Below are 25,020 nucleotides of genomic sequence, written 5' to 3' on the forward strand. Positions count from 1 at the left end.
GCGTCGCTCCTCCCCCTTCGGCTACCCCCCTTGCTTGCCCCTCGACAGGTGGTACGACTCCCCCCAGCGCCGTTCCTCGACGAGCGTGATGAGTGATACGAGCCCCCGCGCCCCCGCGCCCCTCCTCGGCCGTCGGCCCGGCTGCCGAACCCCCTTCGGCGACCGGGCCGCGGACTCAGCTCTGGTGAGACTGGTAATGCGTGACCGCGTCGGAAGTGCGGCCGGCGCCGTACACCCGGAGGAACTCTGCCAGCTCCGGATGGCTGGGGGCGAGAGTGTCCGCGGCGTCGATGATGTCCCCCGCAGCCGCCACCGAGCGCAGCAGCGACTGGATCTCGCGGACCACCCGCTTGACCGTGGGCGCCCCCGAACTGCTCGTCGTGGTCGTGGTGTTGCTGAGCACAGAGCCCCCCTGCGACTTCTTGATCTCTTCCATGCGCTCCGTGGCCTCGGCCGCGCTCACGCTGCCGTCCGCGACCTGCCCCGCCAGGTCCTGCAGCAGCTGCACCCGCTGCACCACAGCCGGGTTGCCGATCTTCGCCCGCTGCCCGCTCATCAACTGCGACAGCATCGGAGCGGACAGCCCCAGCACCCCCGCGAGACGGGCCTGGTTGAGCCCGAGATCTTCTATGAGCTTACGGAAGAGCGCCCCCAACGGCTCCCCGTACCAGTTCCGCTGCAGTTCCCGCGCTCTTGCGGTCGCTTCCTGCTGTGCGGCGTCCATTGCGTCTCCCCATCGCTTCCCCAAGTACTGTGGTTCGCTGTAGCGAACCACGCCGAGCATCTTACGGAGAGTGGTCGTCCACGGGGACCCCCAATCTTTTTGCGAGATCCCGGGGGTGACCCGGTACTCTGGTCTCCGGCACCCACCGGTAGGCGGTTCTTCCGGGGGATGTCCCCTTTCCGGGGCCTTAGCTCAGTTGGTAGAGCGCTGTCTTTGCATGGCAGATGTCAGGGGTTCGACTCCCCTAGGCTCCACTCCGGATCCCCTCCGAGCTGCGGAAACGCGGCGCGGAGGGGATTTTCCGCTACCGCGACCGACCCGGCCTGGTCGCCCCTTTGCCGCCGGACGTGTTTCACGTGAAACACAGCAGTGGGGCGGGAGACCCTCAAGTCTCCCGCCCCACGCCATAGTTCAGCCCACAGCACGTCACCGGCCGTCGTCGCGCTGGGCGGCCTCCTCCTCGGCCTCCTTGGCCTGCACCTCAGGGTCGAGCAAGGACTGACCACTGCCGTCCACCGACGACAACTTGCCCGACTCCGGAACCTCCGTCGCAGCAGGCGGCTCGACCAGCCAGTCAGGGTTGGCCTGCTTGTCCCACCACTTCCAGGCAGCAAGAGCACCACCCGCGAGAGCGCCGAGCACCAACAAAACCCTTGCGGCACGCCCGGCCCTCGCCCGACGCTCATGCCGACGAGCCAGCTTCTGAATCTCCTTCGGCGAGACCTGACCGCGCAGCGCAGCCAATGCGGCAGCACCGCGCGCGGCGGCCTCGTCCTTGACAGGCCCGGCCACGGCCACCGCCTGCTCCAGCCTCGGCCGGGAATAGTCGGCGGCCTGCCGGGCCGCCTGGCGGGTACGGACGGCAGCCTCATGGGCGGCCTGGTCGATCTTCGGCGGCACATGCGTACGGGCCTGCTCCAGACGCGGCGCGACATGTGCGTCGTACTGGACACGGGCCTGATCCGCGGCTTGGGACACCTTTGGCGCGAGCCGTACGCGTGCCTCGTGTGCGTAGTGTGCGGCCCTGTCCTTGGCCGTGTCGGCGTAGGGCGCCACCACTTCCGCGGCGTGCAGCACGCTGTCCTTCGCCGAACCGGTCGCGGCGCGCACGCTGTCGATGCGGGTCACGGGTTCCTCCTCCTCGGTGGCGTACGGTATTTCGACTTTCCACCCTTTTACGGATCATGCCTGTCAACAGACAACGGGGCATGTGAGGGCGGGCATCCGGGTCATGCACACCGACTCAGGATCATCTACAGCAAGAGCCGATCAAGAGCCGATCAAGTCCAATAGAGGATGAATACGGGGCAACAGGCGCTTGTCGTCGACAATGCCACGGATCGCCGCCGAGCGCCCCCGGCCCGGACACACTCGACCGGTTTTCTGCAAGCGACACCCCCCGACAAGCCCCCACGGGCGGGCGCCGGGCGACGCACGACTCAGACCGTGCGAGGATCAGGGAGTCACAGGAAGACAACGGAAGGCAGATCGTGGCCGAGCAGCTTTACGCCACCCTGAAGACCAACAACGGCGACATCGAGGTCCGGCTGCTGCCGAACCACGCGCCCAAGACGGTCCGGAACTTCGTCGAACTCGCCACCGGCGAGCGTGAGTGGACCAACCCCGCCACCGGCCAGAAGTCCACGGACAAGCTCTACGACGGCACGGTCTTCCACCGGGTGATCAGCGGATTCATGATCCAGGGCGGAGACCCGCTGGGCAACGGCACCGGTGGTCCCGGCTACCAGTTCGAGGACGAATTCCACCCCGACCTCTCCTTCAACAAGCCCTACCTGCTCGCCATGGCCAACGCCGGCCCGGGCACCAACGGCTCCCAGTTCTTCATCACCGTCGCCCCCACGACGTGGCTGAACCGCAAGCACACCATCTTCGGCGAGGTCACCGACCCCGCCAGCCAGAAGGTGATCGACGCCATCGCCACCACCCAGACCAACCCCCGCACCGACCGCCCGGTCAACGACGTCGTCATCGAGTCCGTCGTCGTCGAAACCCGCGAGGGCTGAGACCCACGAGGACCCCACCCGCAGGGTCGAGTCCCCGCACAGCAGGAACCAAACGCCCCGCCCATCCGTAAAGATGGGCGGGGCGGTGCATGTGTGCACACGACCCGAACCACGACCCAGGGGATCTCATGAACCAGGCGCCAGGCAGCCCACAGGGCCCGGACGACCAGGGACCCCAGCACGCCCAGAGCCTGCCCGGCTGCTACCGCCACCCCGACCGCGAGACCGGCATCCGCTGCACCCGCTGCGAACGCCCCATCTGCCCCGAATGCATGGTCAACGCCTCCGTCGGCTTCCAGTGCCCCGAATGCGCCCGCGGCGCCTCCGGCACCGGACACCCCCCGGCCGCCAGCCGACCCCGCACCATCGCCGGCGGCACCGTCACCGCCGACCCCCGGCTGCTCACCAAGATCCTCATCGGGATCAACCTGGCCGTCTTCCTCGTCCAGCTGGCCGTCGGAGACCGCTTCACCACCCGGTTCGAACTCATCGGCCAGGCATACGTCCCCCTGCTCGGCGGCGTCGAAGGCATCGCACAAGGCCAGTACTACCGGCTGCTGACCGCCATGTTCCTGCACGGCAGCTACATCCACATCCTGTTCAACATGCTCAGCCTCTGGTGGATCGGCGGCCCCCTGGAAGCAGCCCTCGGCCGCGCCCGCTACCTCGCCCTCTACTTCGTCTCCGGACTGGCGGGCAGCGCACTCACCTATCTCCTCGCAGCGTCCAACCAGCCGTCTCTGGGCGCCTCCGGCGCAATCTTCGGGCTCCTCGGCGCCACCGCCGTCCTCCTGCGCCGACTCAACTACGACCTGCGCCCACTGATCGCCCTGCTGGTGATCAACCTCATCATCACCTTCAGCCCGGGCTTCAACATCGCCTGGCAGGCCCACATCGGCGGCCTGGTCGCCGGCGTCGTCACCGGCTACGCCATGGTCCACGCCCCACGCCGGAACCGCGCCCTCGTCCAGTACGGCACCTGCGCCGTCGTGCTGGTCGTGGTGGTGGTCCTGACCCTGCTCAGGACGGCTCAGCTCACCTGACGTGCCCACTTGTCCACAGCGGGTTGCCACTCTTGTGCATAGCGTGCGGGAACAGCTGTGCCCCCTGTCACCGACCAGTGTTTGCGCAGGTCAGGCAGGGGGCGAACAGGTTTGCGAAGCTGGGTGGGATGGTCGTATCGGCGTCAATGACCGGCTGGTTATCCACAGATGGTCGTTCTTTTCCCCAGGAGCTGTGGATTTTTCTGCGGGCTGTGGATAACTCAGCGGATAGCCCTGGGCAGGGCTATGTTCACCGAGAGGCGACCGTTACTTCCACTGCGTGGAGACACCGAATCCGGCGGCGATGAAGCCGAAGCCCACCACGATGTTCCAGTTGTCCAGCGCATCGATGGGCAGCGAACCGTCGGTCACGTAGAAGACGACGATCCAGGCCAGGCCGATGAGGAACAGGGCCAGCATGACGGGCGCCACCCAGGCGCGGCTGTTCAGCTTGATGCTGGTCGCCTGCTTCGCCGGCGGCGGCGTGTAGTCGGCCTTCTTGCGGATACGTGACTTCGGCACGAGGGTCTCTCCTGTCGATGCGCTGCGTGGCCGCGCAGGGAACTGTGGCTGGCTCCGGAGCAGCGTACAAGGGGACTCTTAGCGCTCCCCCGGGCGTCCGTTAGCGTAGTGCTTCCGCGGCGCCGAAGGAGATAAGGGTACGTTGAGCAATTCTGCCGACTCCCCCCAGGACGGATCCAGTCCTGCCCGCGGACGCCGTTTCCGGCCGGTGCGGGTGCTCACGATGGCCGTCTTCGCCCTCGCGGGGCTCATTTTCTTCACCAGTTTCAATACGGCCAAGGGCACCAATATCCGTACGGACACGTCCTTGCTGAAGCTTTCCGACCTCATCCAGGAGCGCAGCCGCAAGAACGGCGAACTGGACGAGTCCAACGGCTCTCTGCGCCGCGAGGTCGAGTCGTTCGCCGAGCGTGACGACGGCAGCACCAAGGCGCAGGACGAGAAGCTCGCGGACCTGGAGAAGGGCGCGGGCACACAGAAGCTGAAGGGTGAGGCGATCACCGTCACGCTCAATGACGCCCCTCCGGACGCCACCGCAAAGCTCCCCGGCTATCCCGAGCCGCAGCCGGACTACCTGGTCATCCACCAGCAGGATCTCCAGGCCGTGGTGAATGCGCTGTGGCAGGGCGGCGCCAAGGGCATCAAGGTGATGGACCAGCGGCTGATCTCCACCAGTGCCGTGCGCTGCGTGGGCAACACCCTGATCCTTCAGGGGCGCGTCTACTCGCCGCCGTACAAGATCACGGCGATCGGGGATCCCGACAAGCTGAACAGGGCGCTGTCGGATTCCACGGCGATCCAGAACTACATGGTCTACGTGAATGTGTACGGCCTCGGCTGGAAAGTGACCCACGACGGGACGGTGACTCTGCCCGGCTACTCGGGCACAGTGGATCTGCACTACGCCCAGCCCGTGGAGTGAACTGAGCCGTTTCGGGAGCTGCCGGTGCGCGTCGTCGTGAGGACCGTCAGTGAGCTCTGTATCACCGTGGGCAGCCTGATCGTGCTTTTCGTCGTCTATGTGCTGTTCTGGACGGGGATGCGGGCGGACGGTGCGATGAACCACCAGATCGATGTCCTGCACGACCAGTGGGCGAAGCGGACGGCGCATCCGACGGCCCCTGCCGCATCCGGGGCCTCGGCCGGCCCCCCGAAGCCGGCGCCGTATGCCGCGGGCAAGCCCTTCGCGATCATGTACATCCCGAGGCTTGGTTTCACGTGGAACAAGCCGGTGCTCGAGGACACCGCCGTGAGCACCCTGAAGAAGGGGCTCGGCCACTACGCGAACACCGCGCGGCTGGGGCAGGAGGGCAACTTCGCGGTTGCGGGGCACCGGCGGACGTACGGAGATCCGTTCGTGGACTTCCCCGAGCTGAGGCCGGGTGACGCGGTGGTGCTGACGGACGGGACCACCTGGTTCACGTATCGGATCGACAAAGGGCCCTACAAAACTGTTCCGACGGACGTTGAGGTGATCGATCCTGTGCCACGTAAGTCGGGGTACACGCGTGAGGGCCGCTATCTGACGCTCACCACGTGCGATCCGGAGTGGGGGCACAGCCATCGGCTGATCGTGTGGGCGCACCTGGATTCCACACAGCCTGTGGAGGCCGGGAAACCAGAGGCGCTGCGCCGTTAGTCTGGTGCGGGTACGGCGTGAGTCTGATGCCGTGGTGGAACGGAAGGGACGGCATGTACGGCTGGATCTGGCGGCATCTGCCGGGAAACGCGTGGGTGAAGGCGCTGATCTCACTCCTGCTGGTCCTGGCCGTGGTCTACGTCCTGTTCCAGTACGTCTTCCCGTGGGCCGAACCGCTGCTGCCCTTCAACGATGTGACGGTGGACAACCAGTGAGTGCGCGGATTCTCGTCGTCGACAACTACGACAGCTTCGTCTTCAACCTGGTGCAGTACCTGTACCAGCTGGGTGCCGAGTGCGAGGTGCTGCGCAACGACGAGGTGTCGACGGCGCACGCCCAGGACGGTTTCGACGGTGTGCTGCTGTCGCCGGGTCCGGGGACGCCGGAGGAGGCGGGCGTCTGCATCGAGATGGTGCGGCACTGTGCGGCGACCGGTGTCCCGGTGTTCGGGGTCTGCCTGGGCATGCAGTCGATGCAGGTGGCGTACGGCGGTGTGGTGGACCGCGCGCCCGAGCTGCTGCACGGCAAGACCTCGCTGGTCGAGCACGAGGGCAGGGGCGTCTTCGCCGGGCTGCCCTCACCGTTCACGGCGACGCGCTACCACTCGCTGGCCGCGGAGCCGGAGACGGTGCCGGCCGAGCTGGAGGTGACCGCGCGGACGCACGACGGGATCATCATGGGGCTCCGGCACCGTGAACTCCCGGTCGAGGGCGTGCAGTTCCACCCGGAGTCGGTGCTGACCGAGCACGGTCACCGGATGCTGGCCAACTGGCTGGTGGAGTGCGGCGACCAGGGTGCCGTGGCGAGGTCGGCGGGGCTCGCCCCGGTGGTGGGCAGGGCCACGGCGTGACCGCCCTGCGCCCCGAGCGTGAGTCCGCCGCCTCGTACGGGCAGGAGCCGTACGAGGGGTACGCCTCGTTTGAGGGGTACGAGGCGTCCGGTTCGTTCGAGGCGCCCGGTTCGTTCGAGGCGGCCGGCGGATTCCAGACCTCCGGTGCGTTCGATGAGTACGCAGCGCCCCCGATGGCGCAACCCGAGCCGTATCTGCCGCCCGTGGACGAGGAGACGGTGGCTCTGCGGATACCGGAGCCGCCGACGAGCGGTTCCATATCGCCCTCTGAGGCCTCAACAGCCACACCTGCCACTGGAAGCACTCCGGGCGGCCGAGCGGCCCGCAGGAAGGCCGCCAAGCGTCGTCATGGGCGTCATGGGGGCCCTCGTACGACTGCGGAGTCCGCGGAAGACGCCGATGAGGTGTCCGCCGACGCTTCCAAGGCTCCGCTCTCGCGGGTGGAGGCACGCCGGCAGGCCCGCGCCCGCAAGCCCAGTCCGGGCGTCGTGGCGAGCCGGGCGATCGGTGAGGTGTTCATCACCACCGGCGTGCTGATGCTGCTGTTCGTCACCTACCAGCTGTGGTGGACGAACGTGCGGGCGCACGAGGCGGCGGACAAGGAGACCAGCACCCTGCAGAACGACTGGGCGAGCGGCAAGCGTGCGCCGGGCGAGTTCGAGCCGGGCCAGGGCTTCGCGATCCTCCACATTCCCGAGCTGGACGTGGTCGTGCCGATCGCCCAGGGCGTCAGCAACAAGCAGGTGCTCGACAAGGGCATGGTCGGCCACTACAGCGAGGGCAGGCTGAAGACGGCGATGCCCGATGCGAAGACCGGCAACTTCGCGCTCGCGGGTCATCGCAATACGCACGGCGAGCCCTTCCGGTACATCAACAAGCTGAAGAAGGGCGACGAGGTCGTCGTCGAGACGCAGGACGAGTACTTCGTCTACAAGGTGACGTCGACGCTGCCGGTGACGTCTCCGAGCAATACGAGCGTGATCAGTCCCGTGCCGCCCCAGTCGGGTTTCACCAAGCCCGGCCGGTACATCACGCTGACGACCTGTACTCCGGAGTTCACCAGCAAGTACCGGTTGATCGTCTGGGGCAAGATGGTCGAGGAACGGCCGCGCAGCAAGGGCAAGCCGGATGCGCTCGTCGAGTAAAGGCAGATGAACGTGGCAGCGACCACCGACGACACTCAAGAGGACACGGACGCGCCCGCGGCGCCACCGGCCCGCCGCCGCGGCACGGGCCGTATCGCGGCGGTGGTGAGCGTCTTCGGTGAACTCCTCATCACGGCGGGCCTGGTGCTGGGCCTGTTCGTCGTCTACTCGCTCTGGTGGACGAACGTCATAGCCGACCGTGCGGCGGACAAGCAGGGCGAGAAGGTCCGCGACACGTGGGCCCACGAGGGCAAGGACACCGGGCCCGGTGCGCTCGACACCAAGAACGGCATCGGCTTCCTGCATGTCCCCGCCATGAAGAACGGCGAGGTCCTGGTCGAGAAGGGCACGTCGACGGAGGTCCTCAACGACGGCGTGGCCGGCTACTACACGGACCCGATCAAGGCGACGCTGCCCACCACGGGCAAGAAGGGCAACTTCACGCTGGCCGCGCACCGGGACGGCCACGGCGCGAAGTTCCACAACATCGACAAGCTGAAGGTCGGCGACCCGATCGCCTTCGAGACGAAGGACAAGTGGTACATCTACAAGGTCTACGACATCCTCGACGAGACCTCGAAGTACAACGTGAAGGTCATCTCGCAGATCCCGAAGGAGTCGGGGAAGAAGAAGGCCGGGCACTACATCACGCTGACGACTTGTACGCCGGTGTATACGAGCCGGTATCGGTATGTGGTGTGGGGGGAGTTGGTGCGGGTGGAGAAGGTGGACAGTAAGCGGACGCCGCCGAAGGAACTGCGGTGACTGAGTTACTTGCAGCAACTCAGTCCCACTAGCATGGCCGAGGCCCGAAGCCGCAACTTCCCTTTGCGGCTTCGGGCCTCCTGCGTGATGACGCCTACTGCAGGGCTTTGAGGCGCACTCCTGCGGTCCACTCTTCCAACTCGTCGCGGTTCACGGTGATGACTCCGCTCAGGTCTGCGATGGCTTGCGCTTCCCGGCTGAAGTTGCACGTAGCCACGAACAGTGCCACATCGACCCGGTCGACGGCTCGTGCGGCACCGGCGAACTTCTGCATGTCAGCACTGGGGACATGCGCGCGACCGGCTCGGTTCTTGCACTGAACGGCCAGGCTACGTCCATCGGCCGTGCGGCCGGTGATGTCGATGCCCCGGTCGTTGTGTGATTGGCGAACGACGACGTCCGTACAACCGTCCCGGCGCAGCAGATCGGCGACATGGCGCTCGAACGCCTGCCAGGTCATGGCTGCGATGGAGGCCCGTACCTGGTCTGTCGGCGACTCTCCTTCCAGGGTGCTGATCCGCTGGTGGTGCCAGCACAGCTTGCGTTCGACGTTCTGGACCTCCTCGCGGAGGGCGATGAGCTCGCGGCGGTGCTCACCCGAGGTTTCGATCAGGGCGTTGAACATCGGCACGACGGTCTTGCCGAGGATGTGGGTGATGCGTTGGTCGATGCGGTCGTCGAGGGAGACATCGCCCCTGTGGACGGAGTTATCCACAGGCTGCGTACGCGCCAGGTACTCCATGTCCAGGAGGTACACACGCACCTGACGTGCGACTTCGCTGTCGCGGAGGAGCATGGCGACGTTGAGGACTGCTCGTCGTGGATAGAGCGCAAGCGAGCGAGAGCGCGACTGAATCCCACTGACCTCCTTAAAGGAGGTCAGTTCTGTACCTGTCAGAACGCGGTAGCCGTTGGCTACCAGCTCTTCTCGGTGATCGAGTACCAATGACTCGATGGCCTTGCGGCTCACCTCGAAGTACGCCGCCACCATCGCGGTCGTCACATGCATCCCGTCCGGCAGCAGTGACAGCGCCTTGACTCTGTCGAGTACGTCCGTGCGCTCCAGGACGCTGTCGCGCAGGGACTTGGACTCCAGTAGCGCCGATTCGTTGATCACGTTCTGCCCTTCGTGCGTGGTGTGGCCTCACGGCCAGGGCAGAGCTGCGACACCCCACCCCATCCGATCAACGAGCCGTGATATGTGAAGACACGATCGATGGAGGATCAGATGTTCAGGGAGCTTTGGACGACGTGCAAGAGCCTCGGCACCTGAGTGAACAGGCCGGGGCGCTTTCTACATCAGCTTGAGGGGGGTGAGGATGGCCACCATGAGAGGAGCTCAGTTCCTGAGGCGAAGACCGAGTTGTACGTCTATTAGGTCTACAACAGACCTCGTGCTGTCGCCTGCGGCTTTCATCGGAGGCGCCCGAAAAGGGCTTTCCAAGCGTGGCGACTGACGGCCACCACGGGAACGGTCGGGTGCTTGTTGTCACGTATGGCTGTGTGCGGGCGTAACTCCCACGCACTCGTTGTTGCCGCCACTGTACGCACTGCTGCGCCACCTTACGCCCGACAGATCCGCGTGCTGTGGCGTGCGCGTTTCCTGGTCCGTGCTCCTTGGTCCTGCGGTCGATTACGGCGCGGGATTTTCCACCGGAGAGAGCCCAACGTGCGTGCAGCATCGAACAAGTCCCAGTATCGCTTTCTCGCTCAAGCCACGTGGATCCGGTTGGGTTGTTCGCCAACACCACGTGCAGCGCTCCCTCTTCGGGAAAGCCCAGCACCACGTACGGCCCGAACATACTCGCATGGGCACCGAGGGAGACCGGCAGCACCTGGATAGTCACGCTGAGCCACTCCGAAGCGGCTACAAGATGCTGCAGCTGTGCCTTCGTAACCTTTGGCCGCCGACTTGCTGGAGCAGCACAGCTTCCGACACAACCGCCCAGAGATATAGAGGCGAGTCGCCGGCCAGACGTTCTGCCGAGCCAGGCGCATCTGCACGAACTTCTCGATCTCGTCCGCCGTCTGCCATTGCTGCGATGCCACCGTCACGGCCTGGGTGGACTCGGGGGTCTGCAACAGTCCTGAGACGAGACTGTGTCTGGAAGGCGAGGTACGGAACCCCACTGAGGATGAGGCCGGAGGACGCGGACCGCTGCTGGTGGAGGCACTGACGCACTGCTGGGGTGCGCAGGAACGCCGGGGGGTATCGGGAAGTCAGTGTGTGGGCCGAGTTAAGAATGTCGGCCCGGCGTACTTGAACGACACGACCCCTTCGCACGGATCGCTGTCGGCTTCGGAACCTGCGGCGACGCTGCCTACGCCACTGCAGGGATCGACGTGCTCGCCGACTCAACAGAATTGGGCGAGGTAGCTTCCCTGATAGCGGAAAGGTGCCGATGGCCTGCGGGGGATACGAGCATCTAAGGACCTGCAGAGAATCAACACCTCGATTCTCTGCAGGTCCTTAGAATGTGAGAAAAATTATGCACTTTCTGGCCGCTTGCTGCAGGAGCGAACAGGAAGCAAAGGGAGCGATCGAGTGCTCTACGTGTAAACAGTTACTGTGACACTTTCATAATACCAGTCACTGTCCTTGGTTAGAACCCAAAGAGTGTAGCTTGAACCTTCCGGCAGATCGCCACTCTTCCAGGACGTGCATTGACCAGCTACAAGCCCCCGTGTACTGACAGTGCGGTCACCGCTGTCTCTGTATCCGTCCCGGTTGGTGTCAAGCGTGGCCACCATCCATTTGCCATCCGAGCGGCTGTCGCATGCCCGGATAGAATCGCCCGGAATGGAACCGTAGGGATCATCGTTCCACTGCCCGTAACCATTTATGATGCCAAAGCCGTCATATACGTCATACTGTCGTGGTGCTGCAGTGGCCGATCCTGCCACTCCAATCGCTAGGCCAAGTGCACATGAGGCTGCCGCCAGGCCGCGTATTACACTTCCCTTAAATCCCATAGCATCCCCTTAGGGCGGTAAAGACCACGTATAGTTGTTCTTATTTGATCGTAAGATTTTAGTCCTTGTCAAGGGCATGCAAGTCTCGCGGGCTGGGCAAACGTGGCACTGGCCGCGAGGTCAGGTTTTAGGTTTGCAATGGTTAACGTCCCGCCTGGCGGCTCGTGCAAGGTGTACTGTCACAAAATCGCAGGTGAACGACAACCATGCGTAGGCATTCGATCGGCGCAGTGGCCCATAGGGAAAGCCGGGAGCAGAAATGCACACCGGGCCATAGAGCTCTGGCCGGGAGACCGCAGCTCCGGTCACTGAGAAGGTCCGGAGCTGCGAGCTCAAGTGCCTGAATTAGTCCTTCGTGGGGTGCGTCAGCCGGTCGTACCGCCGAAGAGGTTGGTGCCGCCGTTGTTCCCGCCGTCATTGCCGCCGCCGAACGTCTGCAGGTTGACCGGCGTGCCCTGGTCGACCGTGCTGCCCGGGGACGGGTCCGAGTTGATGACGATGGCGTTGTCGTCCTGGGAGCCGTTGATGTTGCCGACCTGGAGACCCGCCTGCCGAAGGGCGTCCTTGACGTCCTTCAGCTTGTGGCCCTGGATGTTCGGCACCTGGACCTGGTTGTTCTGCTTCTGGCCGATGTTGATCTGCACCGCGGTGTTCTTCTTGACCTGGGTGCCGATCGTCGGGTTGGTCGAGATGACCTTGTTGACCTGGTTGTCGTCGGTGGTGGGGGCGTTGACGCAGTTGCCGGTGAGGCCGACGGCCTGCAGTGCGGCCTTGGCCTGGTCGCAGCTCTGGCCGGCGACGCTGGGCACGGCGACCGTCTCGGGGGCCTTGGCGATGGTGAGGGTGATGGTGGAGCCCTTCTCCACTTCCTTGCCAAGTTCCGGGTCCTGCTTCAGGACCGTGTTCGGGTCCTCCGAGGACTCTTCCGTCTGCGTCTTGACGTTGAACTTGTACTTGTCGCCCTCCAGGATCTGCTTGGCCTCGTCGAGGGTCTTGCCGAGGACACTCGGTACGACCACCTTCGGAGCGCCCGTCGACACCACGAGATTGACGGTGGAGTTCTTGTTGACCGACGTCTTGGGATTCGGGTCCTGCGAGCAGACATTGCCCTTGCTCTGCTCCTCGCAGGGCTGCCTCTTGATCGTTCCGACCTTGAGGCCGATGTTGTCCAGCTGACTCTTGGCGTCGCTCTCGCTCAGGCTGACGAGGTTGGGTACGTCCACCTTGTCGTTGCCCACGCCGCCGTTGCCGCTGAACGCATACTTTCCGATCAGGATCGCGCCCACCAGGACGAGGATGCCCGCGACGACCAGCAGGATCGTCGACGTGTTGGACTTCTTCTGGCGGCGGCGGGAGCGGTCGTCGTAGCCGTAGCCGCCCTCGTCCGGGTTCATTGGGGGCAGCATCGACGTGGCGCCGGCGTCCGTGGCGCGCAGGGCCGTGGTCGGCTGGTCGTCGGGGTAGCCGCCGTAGCCGACGGATCCCATGGCCGCGGTGGCCGCGACGGGCTGGCCGTCGAGGCAGGCCTCGATGTCGGCGCGCATCTCGTCGGCGGACTGGTAGCGGTAGTTCGGGTCCTTGACCAGGGCCCTGAGGACGATGGCGTCCATTTCGGGCGTGATCTCGGGGTCGAAGACGGAGGGCGGCTGGGCTTCCTCGCGTACGTGCTGGTACGCGACGGCGACCGGGGAGTCGCCGACGAAGGGCGGCCGTACCGTCAGGAGCTCGTAGAGGAGGCAGCCAGTCGAGTACAGGTCGGAGCGGGCGTCGACCTGCTCGCCCTTGGCCTGCTCCGGTGACAGGTACTGCGCGGTGCCGATGACGGCGGCCGTCTGTGTCATGGTCATGCCGGAGTCGCCCATGGCGCGGGCGATGCCGAAGTCCATGACCTTGACCTGGCCGTTGCGCGTCAGCATGACGTTGGCCGGCTTGATGTCGCGGTGGACGATGCCGCTGCGGTGGGCGTACTCCAGGCCCTGGAGGATGCCGATGGTCATTTCCATCGCGCGCTCGGGCAGGAGTTTGCGGCCGGAGTGGAGGAGTTCGCGGAGCGTGGAGCCGTCCACGTACTCCATCACGATGTACGGGATCGAGACCCCGTCGATGTAGTCCTCGCCCGTGTCGTAGACCGCGACGATCGCGGGATGGTTGAGCGAGGCGGCCGACTGGGCCTCCCGGCGGAACCGGGCCTGGAAGGAAGGGTCGCGTGCGAGGTCCGCGCGCAGTGTCTTCACCGCCACCTGGCGCCCGAGGCGGGTGTCATGCGCGAGGTAGACCTCCGCCATGCCACCACGACCGAGCACCTGGCCCAGTTCGTACCGGCCGCCGAGGCGACGCGGCTCTTCCATAGCTCCTACCAGCCCTCTCCGTCGGTCCCGATCCACACGTGTGTGCGGTCGGAGGCTGCCGTCCGGGCCTACCGTACCCGGCTAGCTTTGTGTGACCTGGCTAAGTGCGTCACCCGATACAGGACCGGTATCGCAACGTGCACCGATGTGAAGGGGACGTGAGCGGGGTCACTTCTTGGAGTTGATGACCGCCTCCATCACGCTCTTCGCGATCGGGGCGGCGAGGCCGCCACCGGAGATGTCGTCACGGTTGGCGTTCTCGTCCTCGACGACGACGGCCACGGCGACCGGCGAGCTGCCGTCGGACAGCTTGGCGTAGGAGATGAACCAGGCGTAGGGGTTCGCGCTGTTGGCGACGCCGTGCTGGGCGGTACCGGTCTTGCCGCCGACGGTGACGCCGCCTCCGATCTGGGCCTTCTGACCGGTGCCGTCCTTGACGACCGTCTCCATCATCGACTGCAGGATCTGCGCGTTCTTCGCCGACAGGGGCTGGCTGAGCTCCTGCGGGTCGGTCTGCGCGATGGTGTCGAGGTTGGACGACTGCAGCTTGTCGACCATGTACGGCTTCATCAGCTTGCCGTTGTTGGCGACCGCGGAGGCGACCATGGCCATCTGCAGGGGGGTCGCGGCGGTGTTGAACTGGCCGATCGAGGACAGCGCGGTCTGCGAGGGGTTCATGTGGTCGGAGAACACCGAGGCGCTGGAGCGGACCGGCGTGAACTGCTCGGCGTCGAAGCCGAACTTCTTCGCCTCGGCGAGCATCTTGTCGTTGCCGAGGTCGGAGCCGATCTTGCCGAACACGGTGTTGCAGGACACCCTGAGGGCGACCCGCATCGTGGCGTTCTTGCAGGGGATGTTGCCCTCGTTCTTCAGCTCCGTCGTCGTGCCCTTCATGATGTACGGCAGCGGCGAGTCGGTGGCCTGGTCGGCGGAGGTGTACAGCCCGTTCTCCAGCGCGGCCGCGGCCGTGACCACCTTGAAGGTGGAGCCCGGCGGGTAGGTCTCGCGCAGCGCCCGGTTGAGCATCGGGTCGGCCTTGTTGTTCGACTTCTGGAGCGCGAGCCAGTTCTTGGAGTCCGTCGACGTGGAGTTCCCGGCGAACGACGAGGGGTCGTACGACGGGTAGGACGCCAGCGCCAGGATCTTCCCGGTGGACGGGTCGAGCGCGACGACGGCGCCCTTGCCGCCCTGGGACTTCAGCCCGTTGTAGGCGGCCTTCTGCGCGGCGGCGTTGAGGGTGGTGACGACGTTGCCGCCCGCCTTCTCCTTGCCCGTGATCATGTCGAGGGTGTTGCGGAAGAAGAGCCGGTCGTCGGTTCCGGTGAGGATGCCGTCGTCGATGCTCTCCAGCTGGGTGGCGCCGAAGGCCTGCGAGGCGAACCCGGTGACCGGCGCCCACATGGGGCCGTTCTTGTAGGTGCGCTTGTACTTCAGGTCGTTGAGGCCGCTGGTGCTGGTCGTGGTGGACCCGGTGATGGGGTCGCCGTCGACGATGATGTCGCCGCGCGGGGTGGAGTAGCGGGCGATGGTGACACGGCGGTTCAGCTTGTCGTTCTTCAGGCTGTCGGCCTTGACGTACTGGAGCCAGTTGTCCCGGACGAGCAGGGCGAGGACGAGCAGGCCGCAGAAGATCGCGATCCGGCGCAGGGGCTTGTTCATGACGGGCGGACCACCTGGGTCATCTCGGCGTCGGGGTTGCCGGCGGGCGCGGGCGCCGGGCGGCGGGCGGTGTCGCTGATTCTGATGAGGATGCCGATGAGGGCCCAGTTGGCGATGACGGAGGAACCTCCGTACGCGAGGAACGGCATCGTCATACCGGTCAGCGGGATGAGGCCCATGACGCCGCCTGCGACGACGAAGACCTGCAGGGCGAAGGCGCCGGACAGGCCGACGGCGAGCAGCTTGCCGAAGGGGTCGCGGGCGGCGAGGGCGGTGCGGATGCCCCGCTCCACGATCAGGCCGTAGATCAGCAGGATCGCCATGAGACCGGCCAGGCCCAGCTCCTCGCCGAAGGTGGCGAGGATGAAGTCGGAGTTCGCGGCGAAGCGGATCAGCTCGGAGTGGCCCTGGCCCCAGCCGGTGCCGAGGGTGCCGCCCGAGCCGAAGGCCCACAGGGCCTGCTGCAACTGGTCGGAGTGGACTCCGGTGACGCCCGGGGTACGGCTGAGCTTGTACTCGTGCATCGGGTTGAGCCAGGCCTGGACACGGGTCTGGACGTGCGGCTCGAAGCTCGCCACGCCCACGGCGCCGGCCGCCGACATCAGCAGACCGAAGACGATCCAGCTGGTCCGCTCGGTGGCGACGTACAGCATGATGACGAACATTCCGAAGAACAGCAGCGACGTACCGAGGTCGGTCTCGAACACCAGGATGAGGATCGAGATCATCCAGACGACGATGATCGGGCCGAGGTCGCGGCCGCGCGGCAGGTACAGGCCCATGAAGCGGCGGCTGGCGAGGGCGAGCGCGTCGCGCTTCACCATCAGGTAGCCGGCGAAGAAGATGGCCAGCACGATCTTGGCGAACTCACCGGGCTGGATGGTGAAGCTGCCGACCTTGATCCAGATCTTGGCACCGTAGGTGAGGTCGGCGCCCAGGCCCGGCACCAGCGGGAGCAGCAGCAGGACCAGCGCGCTCGCCATGGAGATGTACGTGTAGCGCTGCAGGACGCGGTGGTCCTTGAGGAAGATCAGCGCGACGACGAACAAGGCGATGCCCAGCGCGGTGTAGATCAGCTGGTTGGTCGCCTTGCCGCCGGCGACTCCGATGGACTGCAGCAGCTTGGACTGGTCGAGGCGCCAGATCGCGACGAGACCGAGTCCGTTGAGGAGCGTGGCCAGGGGCAGCAGCAGCGGGTCCGCGTACGGGGCGAACTTCCGTACGGCGAGATGGCCGACGCCGGCCAGCAGACCGAGGCCCAGGCCGTAGCCGAGCAGACCGGCGGGCACCTTGTCGTTGATGGCGAGGCCCACGTTGGCGTAGGCGAAGACCGGGATGACGACCGCGAACAGCAGGAGCGCGAGCTCGGTGTTGCGCCTGCTCGGTGCGCCGATCGCGCCGATCGTGGACGTATGGTGCGTCGGTGTGTTGGTAGTACTGCTCATCGTGTGACAGGGCCTCTCACGGCTTGCCTACTGCTTACCGCACAGCGAGACGACCTTCTGCTCATCCTCCGAGAGAGTGGGGCCGGGGCTGGGGGTGGGTGCGGTCGCTGATGTGGACGGGGTCGGTGAGGTCGAGGGGCTCGGTGATGCCTTGGACGTGAGGGAGGTCTTGCTGGTTCCCGTGGTGCCGCCCGCCTGGCCCGTGCCGGTCTTCGAGTTGTTCTTGCTCTCGGCCGCCTGACGCTCGGACTCCTTCTTGCACGCGGAGGCCTGCACGGAAAGCTCGTTGATCTTCGACTGGGCGCCGGTCAGGCTGCCTTCGGCGATCGTGGACCTGACCTGCTTCTGCTGGTACGGAGGCAGGTACTTGAGTGCGATCTCGGGGTGGTCCTTCTCCACCTTGGAGAGGGAGACCCAGGCAAGGTCCTGGCTGATCCCCCGGTACAGCGCGACGTGCTCGTCCTTGGTGCCGACGTAGTACTGGGTCTGCGTCCAGCGCCAGCCGCCGTAGAGGCCGCCGCCGACGACGGCGAGGGCCAGCACGATGTAGAAGGATCTCTTCGCCCACTTGCGGCCCGCGCGGGGTTTGACGAAGTCGTCGTCGGTGTAGTCGCCGAAGCTGCCCGCGGGGATGTAGCCGGTGGTGTCGCCCGAGCCGGGCGGGCCGAACTCGCCGCCCCCGCCGTGTCCGTGACCCTGGCGGCCGAGGCCGGAGGCGCGGCCCGCGGGGGTCTCCATGAAGCCGGGGTCGTGCAGATGGTTCTGGTTCTCGGCGACCGCGCCGACCACGACCGGGGTGTCGGAGAGCTGCCCGGCGAGGGTGTCCCCGGTGTCCAGGTCCAGTACGTCGGCGACGATGACGGTGATGTTGTCGGGGCCACCGCCGCGCAGCGCGAGCTGGATCAGCTCCTGCACGGTCTCCTGCGGGCCCTGGTAGCTGGCGAGGGTCTCCTCGAGCGTCTGGTGGGAGACGACGCCGGACAGGCCGTCGGAGCAGATCAGGTAGCGGTCGCCGGCGCGGACCTCACGGATGGACAGGTCCGGCTCGACGTGCTCGCCGCTGCCGAGCGCCCGCATCAGCAGCGACCGTTGGGGGTGGGTGGTGGCCTCTTCCTCGGTGATGCGGCCCTCGTCGACGAGGCGCTGCACCCAGGTGTGGTCCTGGGTGATCTGGGTGAGGACACCGTCGCGCAGCAGATAGGCGCGGGAGTCGCCGACGTGGACGAGACCGAGGCGCTGGCCGGTCCACAGCAGGGCGGTGAGCGTGGTGCCCATGCCCTCGAGCTGGGGGTCCTCCTCGACCATGGAGCGCAGCTGGTCGTTGGCGCGCTGTACGGCGGTGCCGAGGGAGGTGAGGATGTCGGAGCCCGGCACGTCGTCGTCGAGGGCGACGATGGTGGAGATGGCCTCGGAGGAGGCGACCTCGCCCGCGGCGGCGCCGCCCATGCCGTCGGCGATCGCGAGCAGGCGCGGACCGGCGTATCCGGAGTCCTCGTTGCCCTCGCGGATCATGCCTTTGTGCGATCCGGCGGCAAAGCGCAGTGACAGACTCATGCGCACCTCGCCCGTCGGCTCCGGGTACATCCGCACGGTGCCCACCCTCCGGTCGGGAGCGCGCCGGAGCCCGTGGTGGGGGCCGCCGCTGCGTGCTCGCTCCGCTCGCGCTCATTCATGACGTAGCACTACTTCCGCAGCTCGATGACTGTCTTGCCGATGCGGATCGGCGCGCCCAGCGGAATCGGCGTGGGGGTCGTCAGCCGGCTCCGGTCGAGGTAGGTGCCGTTGGTGGAGCCCAGGTCCTCGACGATCCACTGGCCGTCGCGGTCCGGGTAGATCCTGGCATGCCGGCTGGAGGCGTAGTCGTCGTCCAGCACGATCGTGCTGTCGTGCGCCCGGCCCAGGGTGATGGTCTGCCCCTGGAGCGCGACGGTCGTACCGGTGAGGGTGCCCTCGGACACGACGAGCTTGGTGGGGGCGTTGCGGCGCTGGCGGCCGCCGCCGGCCTGCTGACGCTGCGGCGGGGGCGCGGCCTGCTGGCGGGCGGCCTGCTGGGGCCGTGCGGCCTCGCGCCTGGAGCCGCGCTGGGTGACGCGCGTACCGAACAGGTCGCTGCGGATGACCTGCACGGCCACGATCACGAACAGCCACAGTACGGCCAGGAAACCCAGCCGCATGACCGTGAGGGTCAGCTCTGACATTGCCCCCGCTTCACCCTTCGGCTTGCCGGTAAATGATGGTGGTGCTGCCCACGACGATCCGCGAGCCGTCGCGGAGCGTAGCGCGGGTGGTGTGCTGCCCGTCCACCACGATGCCGTTGGTGGACCCGAGATCCTGGATCGTCGAGGGCGTTCCGGTCCGGATCTCGCAGTGCCGGCGGGAGACGCCGGGGTCGTCGATCCGCACGTCGGCCTCGGTGCTGCGGCCCAGCACCAGCGTCGGGCGGGAGATCTGATGGCGGGTGCCGTTGATCTCGATCCAGTGGCGGGTGCGGGAGCCGGGCTGCGGTGCGCCGACCGGGCCGCCCACGCCGGGACGCTGGCCGTAGGGCGCGGCGCCGGGCGGCGGCGCGACGGGCATCGGCGGGGCGCCCGCGGGAGCGGCGGCCGGCGGGTAGCCGTAGCCCCCGCCGGGGCGGCCCGCGGACCCGGGCGGCGGAACGGCGGATCCGGGAGCCTGCTGGCTGCTGGAGGAGGCGAGCGTACGGCTGCGCACCCGGTACAGGCCGGTGTCGAGGTCGTCCGCCTTCTCCAGGTGGACCTTGATGGGTCCCATGAACGTGTAGCGCTGCTGCTTGGCGTAGTCGCGCACCATGCCGGCCAGCTCGTCGCCGAGCTGGCCGGAGTAGGGGCTGAGCCGCTCGAAGTCCGGCGTGCTCAGCTCCACGATGAAGTCGTTGGGGACGACCGTGCGGTCGCGGTTCCAGATGGTCGCGTTGTTGTCGCACTCACGCTGGAGCGCTCCCGCGATCTCCACGGGCTGGACCTCGGACTTGAACACCTTGGCAAAGGTGCCGTTGACCAGACCTTCGAGACGCTGCTCGAACTTCTTCAGGACTCCCATGAGGCACCTCCTCCGATGTCGCTTCCGTCCAGTGTCCCGGCTGGCGGGCGCTGCCTTGCCTGGTACTGCTTACTGATCGTATCCACGCGCGGGTGAATCAGCTGGTTCCCCCTGTCGGCCCGGTCGACGGGTGTCGACGCCGGACGAAGTTCCCTCCGGAGGTTCCCTCCGAAGCTGCCCTTCGAACTCCTCCCACGCACTCCTTCTGCCCAGGATCGTAGAGGCGGCCGCAGACCAGTGTCCCGCACCTGGCTGTGGACCCTGCCCGGCTCCAGGGGAGACGGGCAGGACCGGTACGAGGTTGATACGTGAACCGGTACGTGTTGATACGGAGCGGAGGGCTTCGCCGACGGGTCGCCGGCGTGCCGGTGGTTCGCGGGTCGCGTGGCGGGACGAACGAGGGTCGGCCGGCCGACGGCCGGACGGCACGTCCGTGCTGGTGGGCGGCCGCACAGGGACAAGGGATGTGAACCCACCCCGGCCAGCGTGCTAATGTTCTGCGTGTCGGAAGGCGCCAGCCCCAAGGGCCGGAGCCGGAGGACACACCCAATGCGCGGGTGGCGGAATAGGCAGACGCGCTGGATTCAGGTTCCAGTGCCCGCAAGGGCGTGGGGGTTCAACTCCCCCCTCGCGCACCAGCCGAAAGCCCCAGGTCTTTGACCTGGGGCTTTCGCGTTGTCCCGGCCAGTGTGAGGCGCATTACCCGGTGAGGACAATCACACGCCCGCCCGTCCGGTCCCGGGCGGCCTTTTCCACAGGTGCGGAGTTGTCCACAGGGTCTGACGCGTCCCGCCCACCGGCTGTACGGTCGGCACAAGTTGATGTTCATGGGCGTGCGGGGGAGGCGGTTGACGTGACCGGAAGCGGAGAGGCAACGGCGGGTTCGGGCGTGCGGCGGCTGCCGCGGGTGCGGGGATTCGCCGAGTGGCCCGTGGAGGGATCGCCCAAGGACGAGGGCAAGGCGCTGCGCAAGCGGGTCCCGCGCAGCGCGCACTCCGCGCTCGACCTCGACGGCTCCCGCCCGCACGCGGCCGACGCCGTCGAGGAGTCCCACCGCGGCCGCATCCCCGAACTCACCCCGATACGCGCGGGCCGGATGGCAGCCACGCCCTTCGCCTTCCTGCGCGGCTCCGCCGGTCTCATGGCCTACGACCTGGCGCGCACCCCCATGACCCGGATACGCGCGCAGATCTGCGGCGACGCACATGCCGCCAACTTCGGCCTGTACGGCGACGCGCGCGGCGGCCTGGTCATCGACCTCAACGACTTCGACGAGACCGTCCACGGCCCCTGGGAGTGGGACCTCAAGCGGCTCGCCGCCTCGCTCGTGCTCGCGGGCCGGGAGGCCGGCGCCGACGAGGACCAGTGCCGCAAGGCGGCCTACGACGCGACCGGCGCCTACCGCCGCACCATGCGGCTGCTCGCCAAGCTTCCGGTGCTGGACGCGTGGAACGCCATCGCGGACGAGGAACTCGTCTCCCACACCGACGCCCACGACCTGCTCGGCACGTTGGAGCGGGTCTCCGAGAAGGCGCGGGCCAATACGAGCGGGCGCTTCGCGGCGAAGTCCACGGAGCAGACCGAGGACGGCGGGCGCCGCTTCGTCGAGGCGCTGCCGGTGCTGCGGCGGGTTCCGGACGCGGAGGCCGCGGCGGTGGCCGCCGCCCTCGAGCAGTATGTGACGACGCTCTCCGAGGACCGGCTCCCGCTGCTGGCCCGCCATGCGGTGCACGACGTCGCCTTCCGGGTCGTCGGCACGGGCAGCGTCGGCACCCGGTCGTACGTCGTACTGCTCCTGGACCACCGGGGGGAGCCGCTCGTCCTCCAGGTGAAGGAGGCCCGCCCCTCGGCGCTGGTGCCGCACCTGGTGACGGCGGGCTTCGAGGCGTCGCACGTGGAGCACGAGGGCCGCCGGGTGGTGCTCGGGCAGAAGCGCATGCAGGTCGTCAGCGACATCCTGCTGGGCTGGACCTCGGTGGAGGGACGACCCTTCCAGGTACGGCAGTTCCGCAACCGCAAGGGCAGCGTCGATCCGGCGGCGCTGGCCGCCGACCAGATAGACGACTACGGCCGCATGACCGGCGCCCTGTTGGCCCGCGCCCACTCCCACAGCGCCGACCCGCGCCTGGTCGCCGGGTACTGCGGCAAGAGCGAGGAACTGGACGAGGCGATCGCCGACTTCGCCGTCGCCTACGCCGACCGCACGGAGGCCGACCATGCCGATCTGGTGGCTGCGGTGCGGGCGGGGAGGGTTGCGGCGGAGATGGGGGTTTGAGGGGAGGGCACGGAAAAGGGGGGTGGGGAGGGAGGGGGAGGGGGAGGGGAGGGGGAGGGGGAGGGGAGGCCCCCGAAGGCGATGACTGTGCTGCGGAGTGTCCACCCCGCCCGTGGCCTACGCTGGGCGGGTGACGAGCCCGGAAGCTGAGCAGGGTGGTGTCGCCGGCGAGGCGCAGGCGACGCCCGAGGACGGTGCGCCGCGTCCCGAGGAGCGGCTGGAGCGGGCCGTGCGGGCCGCCGAGCAGGCGCTGATCGAGTACGAGATCGCTGTCGAGACCTTCCGCGTGGAGGTCGAGAACTTCTCCCGGCTGCATCACCAGAAGCTCGGCCCGATGTACGCCCGCCTGGACGAGCTGGACGCGGAGATCGCCGAGGCCCGGGCCGCCCGCACCGGCGACCCCGAGGACCGTCGCAAGGCGGACGAGGCCCGGGCCCGGGTGCTGCCGATGCCCGGCGTCGAGGAGCTGTTCCACGGCTGGATGGACGGGGAGGGGCTCTTCCCGGAGGCCGTGGCGATGCTCACGGACCAGCCCGTGCGGCCCCCGCAGCGGGTGCGCCCCAGCGACGAGGCCCGCAAGCTCTACCGCGAGCTGGCCCGCAAGGCCCACCCCGACCTGGCCCAGGACGACACCGAGCGGGCCCGGCGCGAGGAGTTCATCACCCGGGTGAACGCCGCCTACGCCCGTGGTGACGAGACCCTGCTGCGGGAGCTGGCCGAGGAGTGGGCCAAGGGCCCGGCGCCGCAGGAACGCGGTCCCAGCCGTGCCGAGGAGCTCTACGCCCGCCTCGAATGGCTCGCCCAGCGCAAGGAACTGCTCTCGCTGGTGGCCAGGGAACTGGAGGAGAGCGCGATCGGCGCGATGCTGCGGCTGGCACCGGACGATCCGGACCGGCTCCTGGAGGAGATCGCCGAGAAGCTCCTGGCGGATGTCTCCCGGCGCGAGGCGGAGCTGGCCGAGCTGCTGGGGTAGTCCCACGGCTCGGGCGGCCGGTTCCCTGCCCGGATCCGTCGGGTAGCGTCTTGGGCATGCATTTCGGAGCTGGTGTGCCCACGGTCGAGGTCTCGGACCTCAAGGACGGCGACTTCCTGCTGGACGTCCGCGAGGACGACGAGTGGCAGGCGGGTCATGCCGAAGCGGCGCTGCACATCCCCATCAGCGATTTCGTCGCCCGTTACGGCGAGCTGACCGAGGCCGCGCCGCAGGACGGCCGCGTCCACGTGATCTGTCGTTCCGGCGGCCGCTCGGCGCAGGTTGCGATGTACCTCGTGCAGCAGGGCATCGACGCCGTCAACGTCGACGGCGGCATGCAGGTGTGGGCGGCCGCGGGCCGCCCGGTCGTGACGGACGAGGGGCAGCCCGGGTTCGTCCTGTAGCTCGCGGCGGCCGGGGCGGTCAGCCCAGCGGGTGCGCCGCCAGCAGGTCGCCGAGGGCTTCCTCGTGCGCTGCCGACGGGCCGAGCTGCAGCTCCAGGTGCTTGGCCCAGGCGTGGTAGCGGTGGAGCGGGTACTCGACGTCCGCCCCGAACCCGCCGTGCAGATGCTGTGCCGTCTGCACGACCCGCCGTACGCCCTCCGACGCCCAGATCTTGGCGACGGCGACGTCACCGGAGGCGGGCAGCACGCCGGGTGCCCCGGAGGCGATCCGCCAGGCGGCCTGCCACAGCGTGGCCTCCGTCGCACGCAGGTCGATGTACCGGTCGGCGGCCTGTACGGCGACGGCCTGGAACGTGGCGACGGGGTATCCGAACTGCTCCCGCTTGCCGGTGTATTCACTGGTCATCGCGAGCACGCGTTCGCCGAGGCCGAGGGCCAGCGCGCAGGTCCCGCAGGTCAGCAGTTCGCGCAGCCACTCCCATGCGCCGTCGGCGTCGATGACGTCACGGGCCGGGATCCGAGCTGATTCCAGACGCAGTTCGCCGAGCCGTTCGCCGGTGGTGGAGATCTGCTCGCCCAGCGCGACGCCTTGGTGGATGCGGGGGACCACGGCGATCAGGGTGCGGTCGGCGGTCGTATGGGCGGGTACGAGGACGTAGTCGGCGGTGTGGGCCCATGGCACGGCGGTCTGCGCTCCGTCCAGGATCCACTGGTCGCCCTCCTGCCGTGCGGTCACGGCGAGTTCGGCCGGGTCGTGGCCGGTGCGGCCGTTCACGGCGACGGTCAGCACCGCTTCGCCCCGCCCGGCGCGGGTGAGCAGCTCCGCCTTCAACTCCTTGCCACCGTACGCCTGTACGGCCGCGGCGGCCGCGCTGGTCTCCAGCAGCGGAACGCGCGCCAGCACCTTGGCCGACTCGCGCAGCACCAGGCACAGGGCGATGGCGTCCAGGTCCGCCCCGCCGAACTCCGCGCCGAGCAGCAGGCTCAGCAGGTCCGCCTCGGCGAGCCTGGTCCACAGTGCGCGGTCGAAGTCGTCGGCCACGGCGCCGGGGACGAGGGAGGGGCTGGGCACGGCGTCCGGCGCGACCCCGGCGAACACCCCCCGCGCCGCCTCGGCCGCCGCCTGCTGCTCCTCGGTGAAGGTGAAGTCCACGGTCCTGTCCCTCCGGAG

23 protein-coding genes, 2 tRNA genes and 2 pseudogenes are annotated in these 25,020 nt (G+C 67.6%); 13 read left to right on the forward strand and 14 right to left on the reverse strand.

Annotation, left to right across the window (positions count from 1 at the left end):
* Positions 1-175: 175 nt before the first annotated feature.
* Positions 176-724: a transcriptional regulator gene (locus ACIBW9_RS13500; protein WP_030938997.1), complete on the reverse strand. Its 549-nt coding sequence runs from the start codon at positions 722-724 to the stop codon at positions 176-178.
* Positions 725-905: 181 nt separating this feature from the next.
* Here ACIBW9_RS13500 and ACIBW9_RS13505 point away from each other — a divergent pair.
* Positions 906-978, forward strand: a tRNA-Ala gene (locus ACIBW9_RS13505).
* A gap of 172 nt (positions 979-1,150) precedes the next feature.
* On the opposite strand, the gene ACIBW9_RS13510 is transcribed toward ACIBW9_RS13505, so the two are convergent.
* Positions 1,151-1,852 (reverse strand): DUF5324 family protein, encoded by a 702-nt coding sequence (locus ACIBW9_RS13510; RefSeq protein WP_398954423.1) that lies wholly within the window; start codon positions 1,850-1,852, stop codon positions 1,151-1,153.
* A 362-nt stretch (positions 1,853-2,214) separates the two neighbouring features.
* Between ACIBW9_RS13510 and ACIBW9_RS13515 the strand changes: the two genes are divergently transcribed.
* Together ACIBW9_RS13515 and ACIBW9_RS13520 are read left to right on the forward strand one after the other, a co-directional pair.
* Positions 2,215-2,748, forward strand: a complete 534-nt coding sequence (locus ACIBW9_RS13515) for a peptidylprolyl isomerase (protein WP_344403169.1) — start codon at positions 2,215-2,217, stop codon at positions 2,746-2,748.
* Positions 2,749-2,876: 128 nt separating this feature from the next.
* Positions 2,877-3,791, forward strand: a complete 915-nt coding sequence (locus ACIBW9_RS13520) for a rhomboid family intramembrane serine protease (protein ID WP_398954426.1) — start codon at positions 2,877-2,879, stop codon at positions 3,789-3,791.
* A gap of 267 nt (positions 3,792-4,058) precedes the next feature.
* On the opposite strand, the gene crgA is transcribed toward ACIBW9_RS13520, so the two are convergent.
* Positions 4,059-4,313, reverse strand: a complete 255-nt coding sequence (crgA, locus tag ACIBW9_RS13525) for a cell division protein CrgA (RefSeq protein ID WP_398954428.1) — start codon at positions 4,311-4,313, stop codon at positions 4,059-4,061.
* Between the two features lie 142 nt (positions 4,314-4,455).
* Here crgA and ACIBW9_RS13530 point away from each other — a divergent pair, with 142 nt between their 5' ends.
* The 6 genes from ACIBW9_RS13530 to ACIBW9_RS13555 are packed head-to-tail and all read left to right on the forward strand — an operon-like array spanning position 4,456 to position 8,712.
* A complete protein-coding gene (locus ACIBW9_RS13530; RefSeq protein ID WP_398954430.1) occupies positions 4,456-5,235 on the forward strand; it encodes a DUF881 domain-containing protein in 780 nt (259 codons plus the stop codon).
* A gap of 24 nt (positions 5,236-5,259) precedes the next feature.
* The gene (locus tag ACIBW9_RS13535) at positions 5,260-5,952 is read left to right on the forward strand and encodes a class E sortase (protein ID WP_398954432.1); all 693 of its coding nucleotides are present in this window, start codon (positions 5,260-5,262) and stop codon (positions 5,950-5,952) included.
* Between the two features lie 26 nt (positions 5,953-5,978).
* The gene (locus tag ACIBW9_RS13540; protein WP_115907047.1) at positions 5,979-6,167 is read left to right on the forward strand and encodes a hypothetical protein; all 189 of its coding nucleotides are present in this window, start codon (positions 5,979-5,981) and stop codon (positions 6,165-6,167) included.
* Positions 6,164-6,802 (forward strand): aminodeoxychorismate/anthranilate synthase component II, encoded by a 639-nt coding sequence (locus ACIBW9_RS13545; protein ID WP_030939022.1) that lies wholly within the window; start codon positions 6,164-6,166, stop codon positions 6,800-6,802. Before ACIBW9_RS13540 ends, ACIBW9_RS13545 begins: the two co-directional genes overlap by 4 nt.
* Positions 6,799-7,947 carry a class E sortase gene (locus ACIBW9_RS13550; RefSeq protein ID WP_398954434.1) on the forward strand — a complete coding sequence of 383 codons (1,149 nt, stop codon included), beginning with the start codon at positions 6,799-6,801 and terminating at the stop codon, positions 7,945-7,947. The genes ACIBW9_RS13545 and ACIBW9_RS13550 overlap by 4 nt, the downstream gene beginning before the upstream one ends.
* Positions 7,948-7,953: 6 nt before the next feature.
* On the forward strand, positions 7,954-8,712 hold the full coding sequence (locus ACIBW9_RS13555; RefSeq protein WP_398954436.1) for a class E sortase: 759 nt from the start codon (positions 7,954-7,956) through the stop codon (positions 8,710-8,712).
* A gap of 94 nt (positions 8,713-8,806) precedes the next feature.
* Here ACIBW9_RS13555 and ACIBW9_RS13560 read toward each other — a convergent pair whose 3' ends face one another.
* The 10 genes and pseudogenes from ACIBW9_RS13560 to ACIBW9_RS13605 form a co-directional block, all read right to left on the reverse strand.
* The gene (locus tag ACIBW9_RS13560; RefSeq protein ID WP_398954438.1) at positions 8,807-9,829 is read right to left on the reverse strand and encodes a restriction endonuclease; all 1,023 of its coding nucleotides are present in this window, start codon (positions 9,827-9,829) and stop codon (positions 8,807-8,809) included.
* 296 nt (positions 9,830-10,125) lie between these two features.
* Entirely contained in the window at positions 10,126-10,263 is a 138-nt protein-coding gene (locus ACIBW9_RS13565; RefSeq protein ID WP_398954441.1) for a DUF397 domain-containing protein, read from the reverse strand.
* A gap of 137 nt (positions 10,264-10,400) precedes the next feature.
* Positions 10,401-10,559, reverse strand: a pseudogene (locus ACIBW9_RS13570) (XRE family transcriptional regulator); the annotation flags it as partial.
* A 181-nt stretch (positions 10,560-10,740) separates the two neighbouring features.
* Positions 10,741-10,842 (reverse strand): annotated as a pseudogene (locus ACIBW9_RS13575) (hypothetical protein); the annotation flags it as partial.
* Positions 10,843-12,050: 1,208 nt separating this feature from the next.
* Positions 12,051-14,033, reverse strand: a complete 1,983-nt coding sequence (gene pknB / locus ACIBW9_RS13580; protein WP_398954443.1) for a Stk1 family PASTA domain-containing Ser/Thr kinase — start codon at positions 14,031-14,033, stop codon at positions 12,051-12,053.
* A 168-nt stretch (positions 14,034-14,201) separates the two neighbouring features.
* Complete coding sequence (locus ACIBW9_RS13585; RefSeq protein WP_398954445.1) at positions 14,202-15,692, reverse strand: penicillin-binding transpeptidase domain-containing protein; 1,491 nt, start codon at positions 15,690-15,692, stop codon at positions 14,202-14,204.
* Entirely contained in the window at positions 15,689-17,137 is a 1,449-nt protein-coding gene (locus tag ACIBW9_RS13590) for an FtsW/RodA/SpoVE family cell cycle protein (protein WP_398954447.1), read from the reverse strand. Before ACIBW9_RS13590 ends, ACIBW9_RS13585 begins: the two co-directional genes overlap by 4 nt.
* Positions 17,138-17,164: 27 nt before the next feature.
* A complete protein-coding gene (locus ACIBW9_RS13595) occupies positions 17,165-18,721 on the reverse strand; it encodes a Stp1/IreP family PP2C-type Ser/Thr phosphatase (protein WP_398955214.1) in 1,557 nt (518 codons plus the stop codon).
* Positions 18,722-18,819: 98 nt separating this feature from the next.
* A complete protein-coding gene (locus ACIBW9_RS13600; protein ID WP_266957641.1) occupies positions 18,820-19,335 on the reverse strand; it encodes an FHA domain-containing protein in 516 nt (171 codons plus the stop codon).
* Between the two features lie 10 nt (positions 19,336-19,345).
* Positions 19,346-20,197, reverse strand: coding sequence for an FhaA domain-containing protein (locus ACIBW9_RS13605; protein ID WP_398954450.1), 852 nt, complete (start codon positions 20,195-20,197; stop codon positions 19,346-19,348).
* Positions 20,198-20,748: 551 nt separating this feature from the next.
* Between ACIBW9_RS13605 and ACIBW9_RS13610 the strand changes: the two genes are divergently transcribed.
* The 4 genes from ACIBW9_RS13610 (at position 20,749) to ACIBW9_RS13625 (ending at position 23,849) form a co-directional block, all read left to right on the forward strand.
* Positions 20,749-20,835: transfer RNA gene (locus ACIBW9_RS13610), tRNA-Leu, on the forward strand.
* A gap of 215 nt (positions 20,836-21,050) precedes the next feature.
* The gene (locus ACIBW9_RS13615; RefSeq protein ID WP_398954452.1) at positions 21,051-22,472 is read left to right on the forward strand and encodes a DUF2252 domain-containing protein; all 1,422 of its coding nucleotides are present in this window, start codon (positions 21,051-21,053) and stop codon (positions 22,470-22,472) included.
* A gap of 130 nt (positions 22,473-22,602) precedes the next feature.
* Positions 22,603-23,445 (forward strand): J domain-containing protein, encoded by an 843-nt coding sequence (locus tag ACIBW9_RS13620; RefSeq protein ID WP_398954454.1) that lies wholly within the window; start codon positions 22,603-22,605, stop codon positions 23,443-23,445.
* Between the two features lie 74 nt (positions 23,446-23,519).
* Positions 23,520-23,849 carry a rhodanese-like domain-containing protein gene (locus tag ACIBW9_RS13625; RefSeq protein WP_398955217.1) on the forward strand — a complete coding sequence of 110 codons (330 nt, stop codon included), beginning with the start codon at positions 23,520-23,522 and terminating at the stop codon, positions 23,847-23,849.
* Between the two features lie 19 nt (positions 23,850-23,868).
* Here ACIBW9_RS13625 and ACIBW9_RS13630 read toward each other — a convergent pair whose 3' ends face one another.
* Positions 23,869-25,002, reverse strand: coding sequence for an acyl-CoA dehydrogenase family protein (locus ACIBW9_RS13630; protein WP_398954456.1), 1,134 nt, complete (start codon positions 25,000-25,002; stop codon positions 23,869-23,871).
* Positions 25,003-25,020 lie beyond the last annotated feature (18 nt).

Source organism: Streptomyces sp. NPDC049541, from assembly GCF_044465725.1.
Taxonomy (GTDB): Bacteria; Actinomycetota; Actinomycetes; order Streptomycetales; family Streptomycetaceae; genus Streptomyces.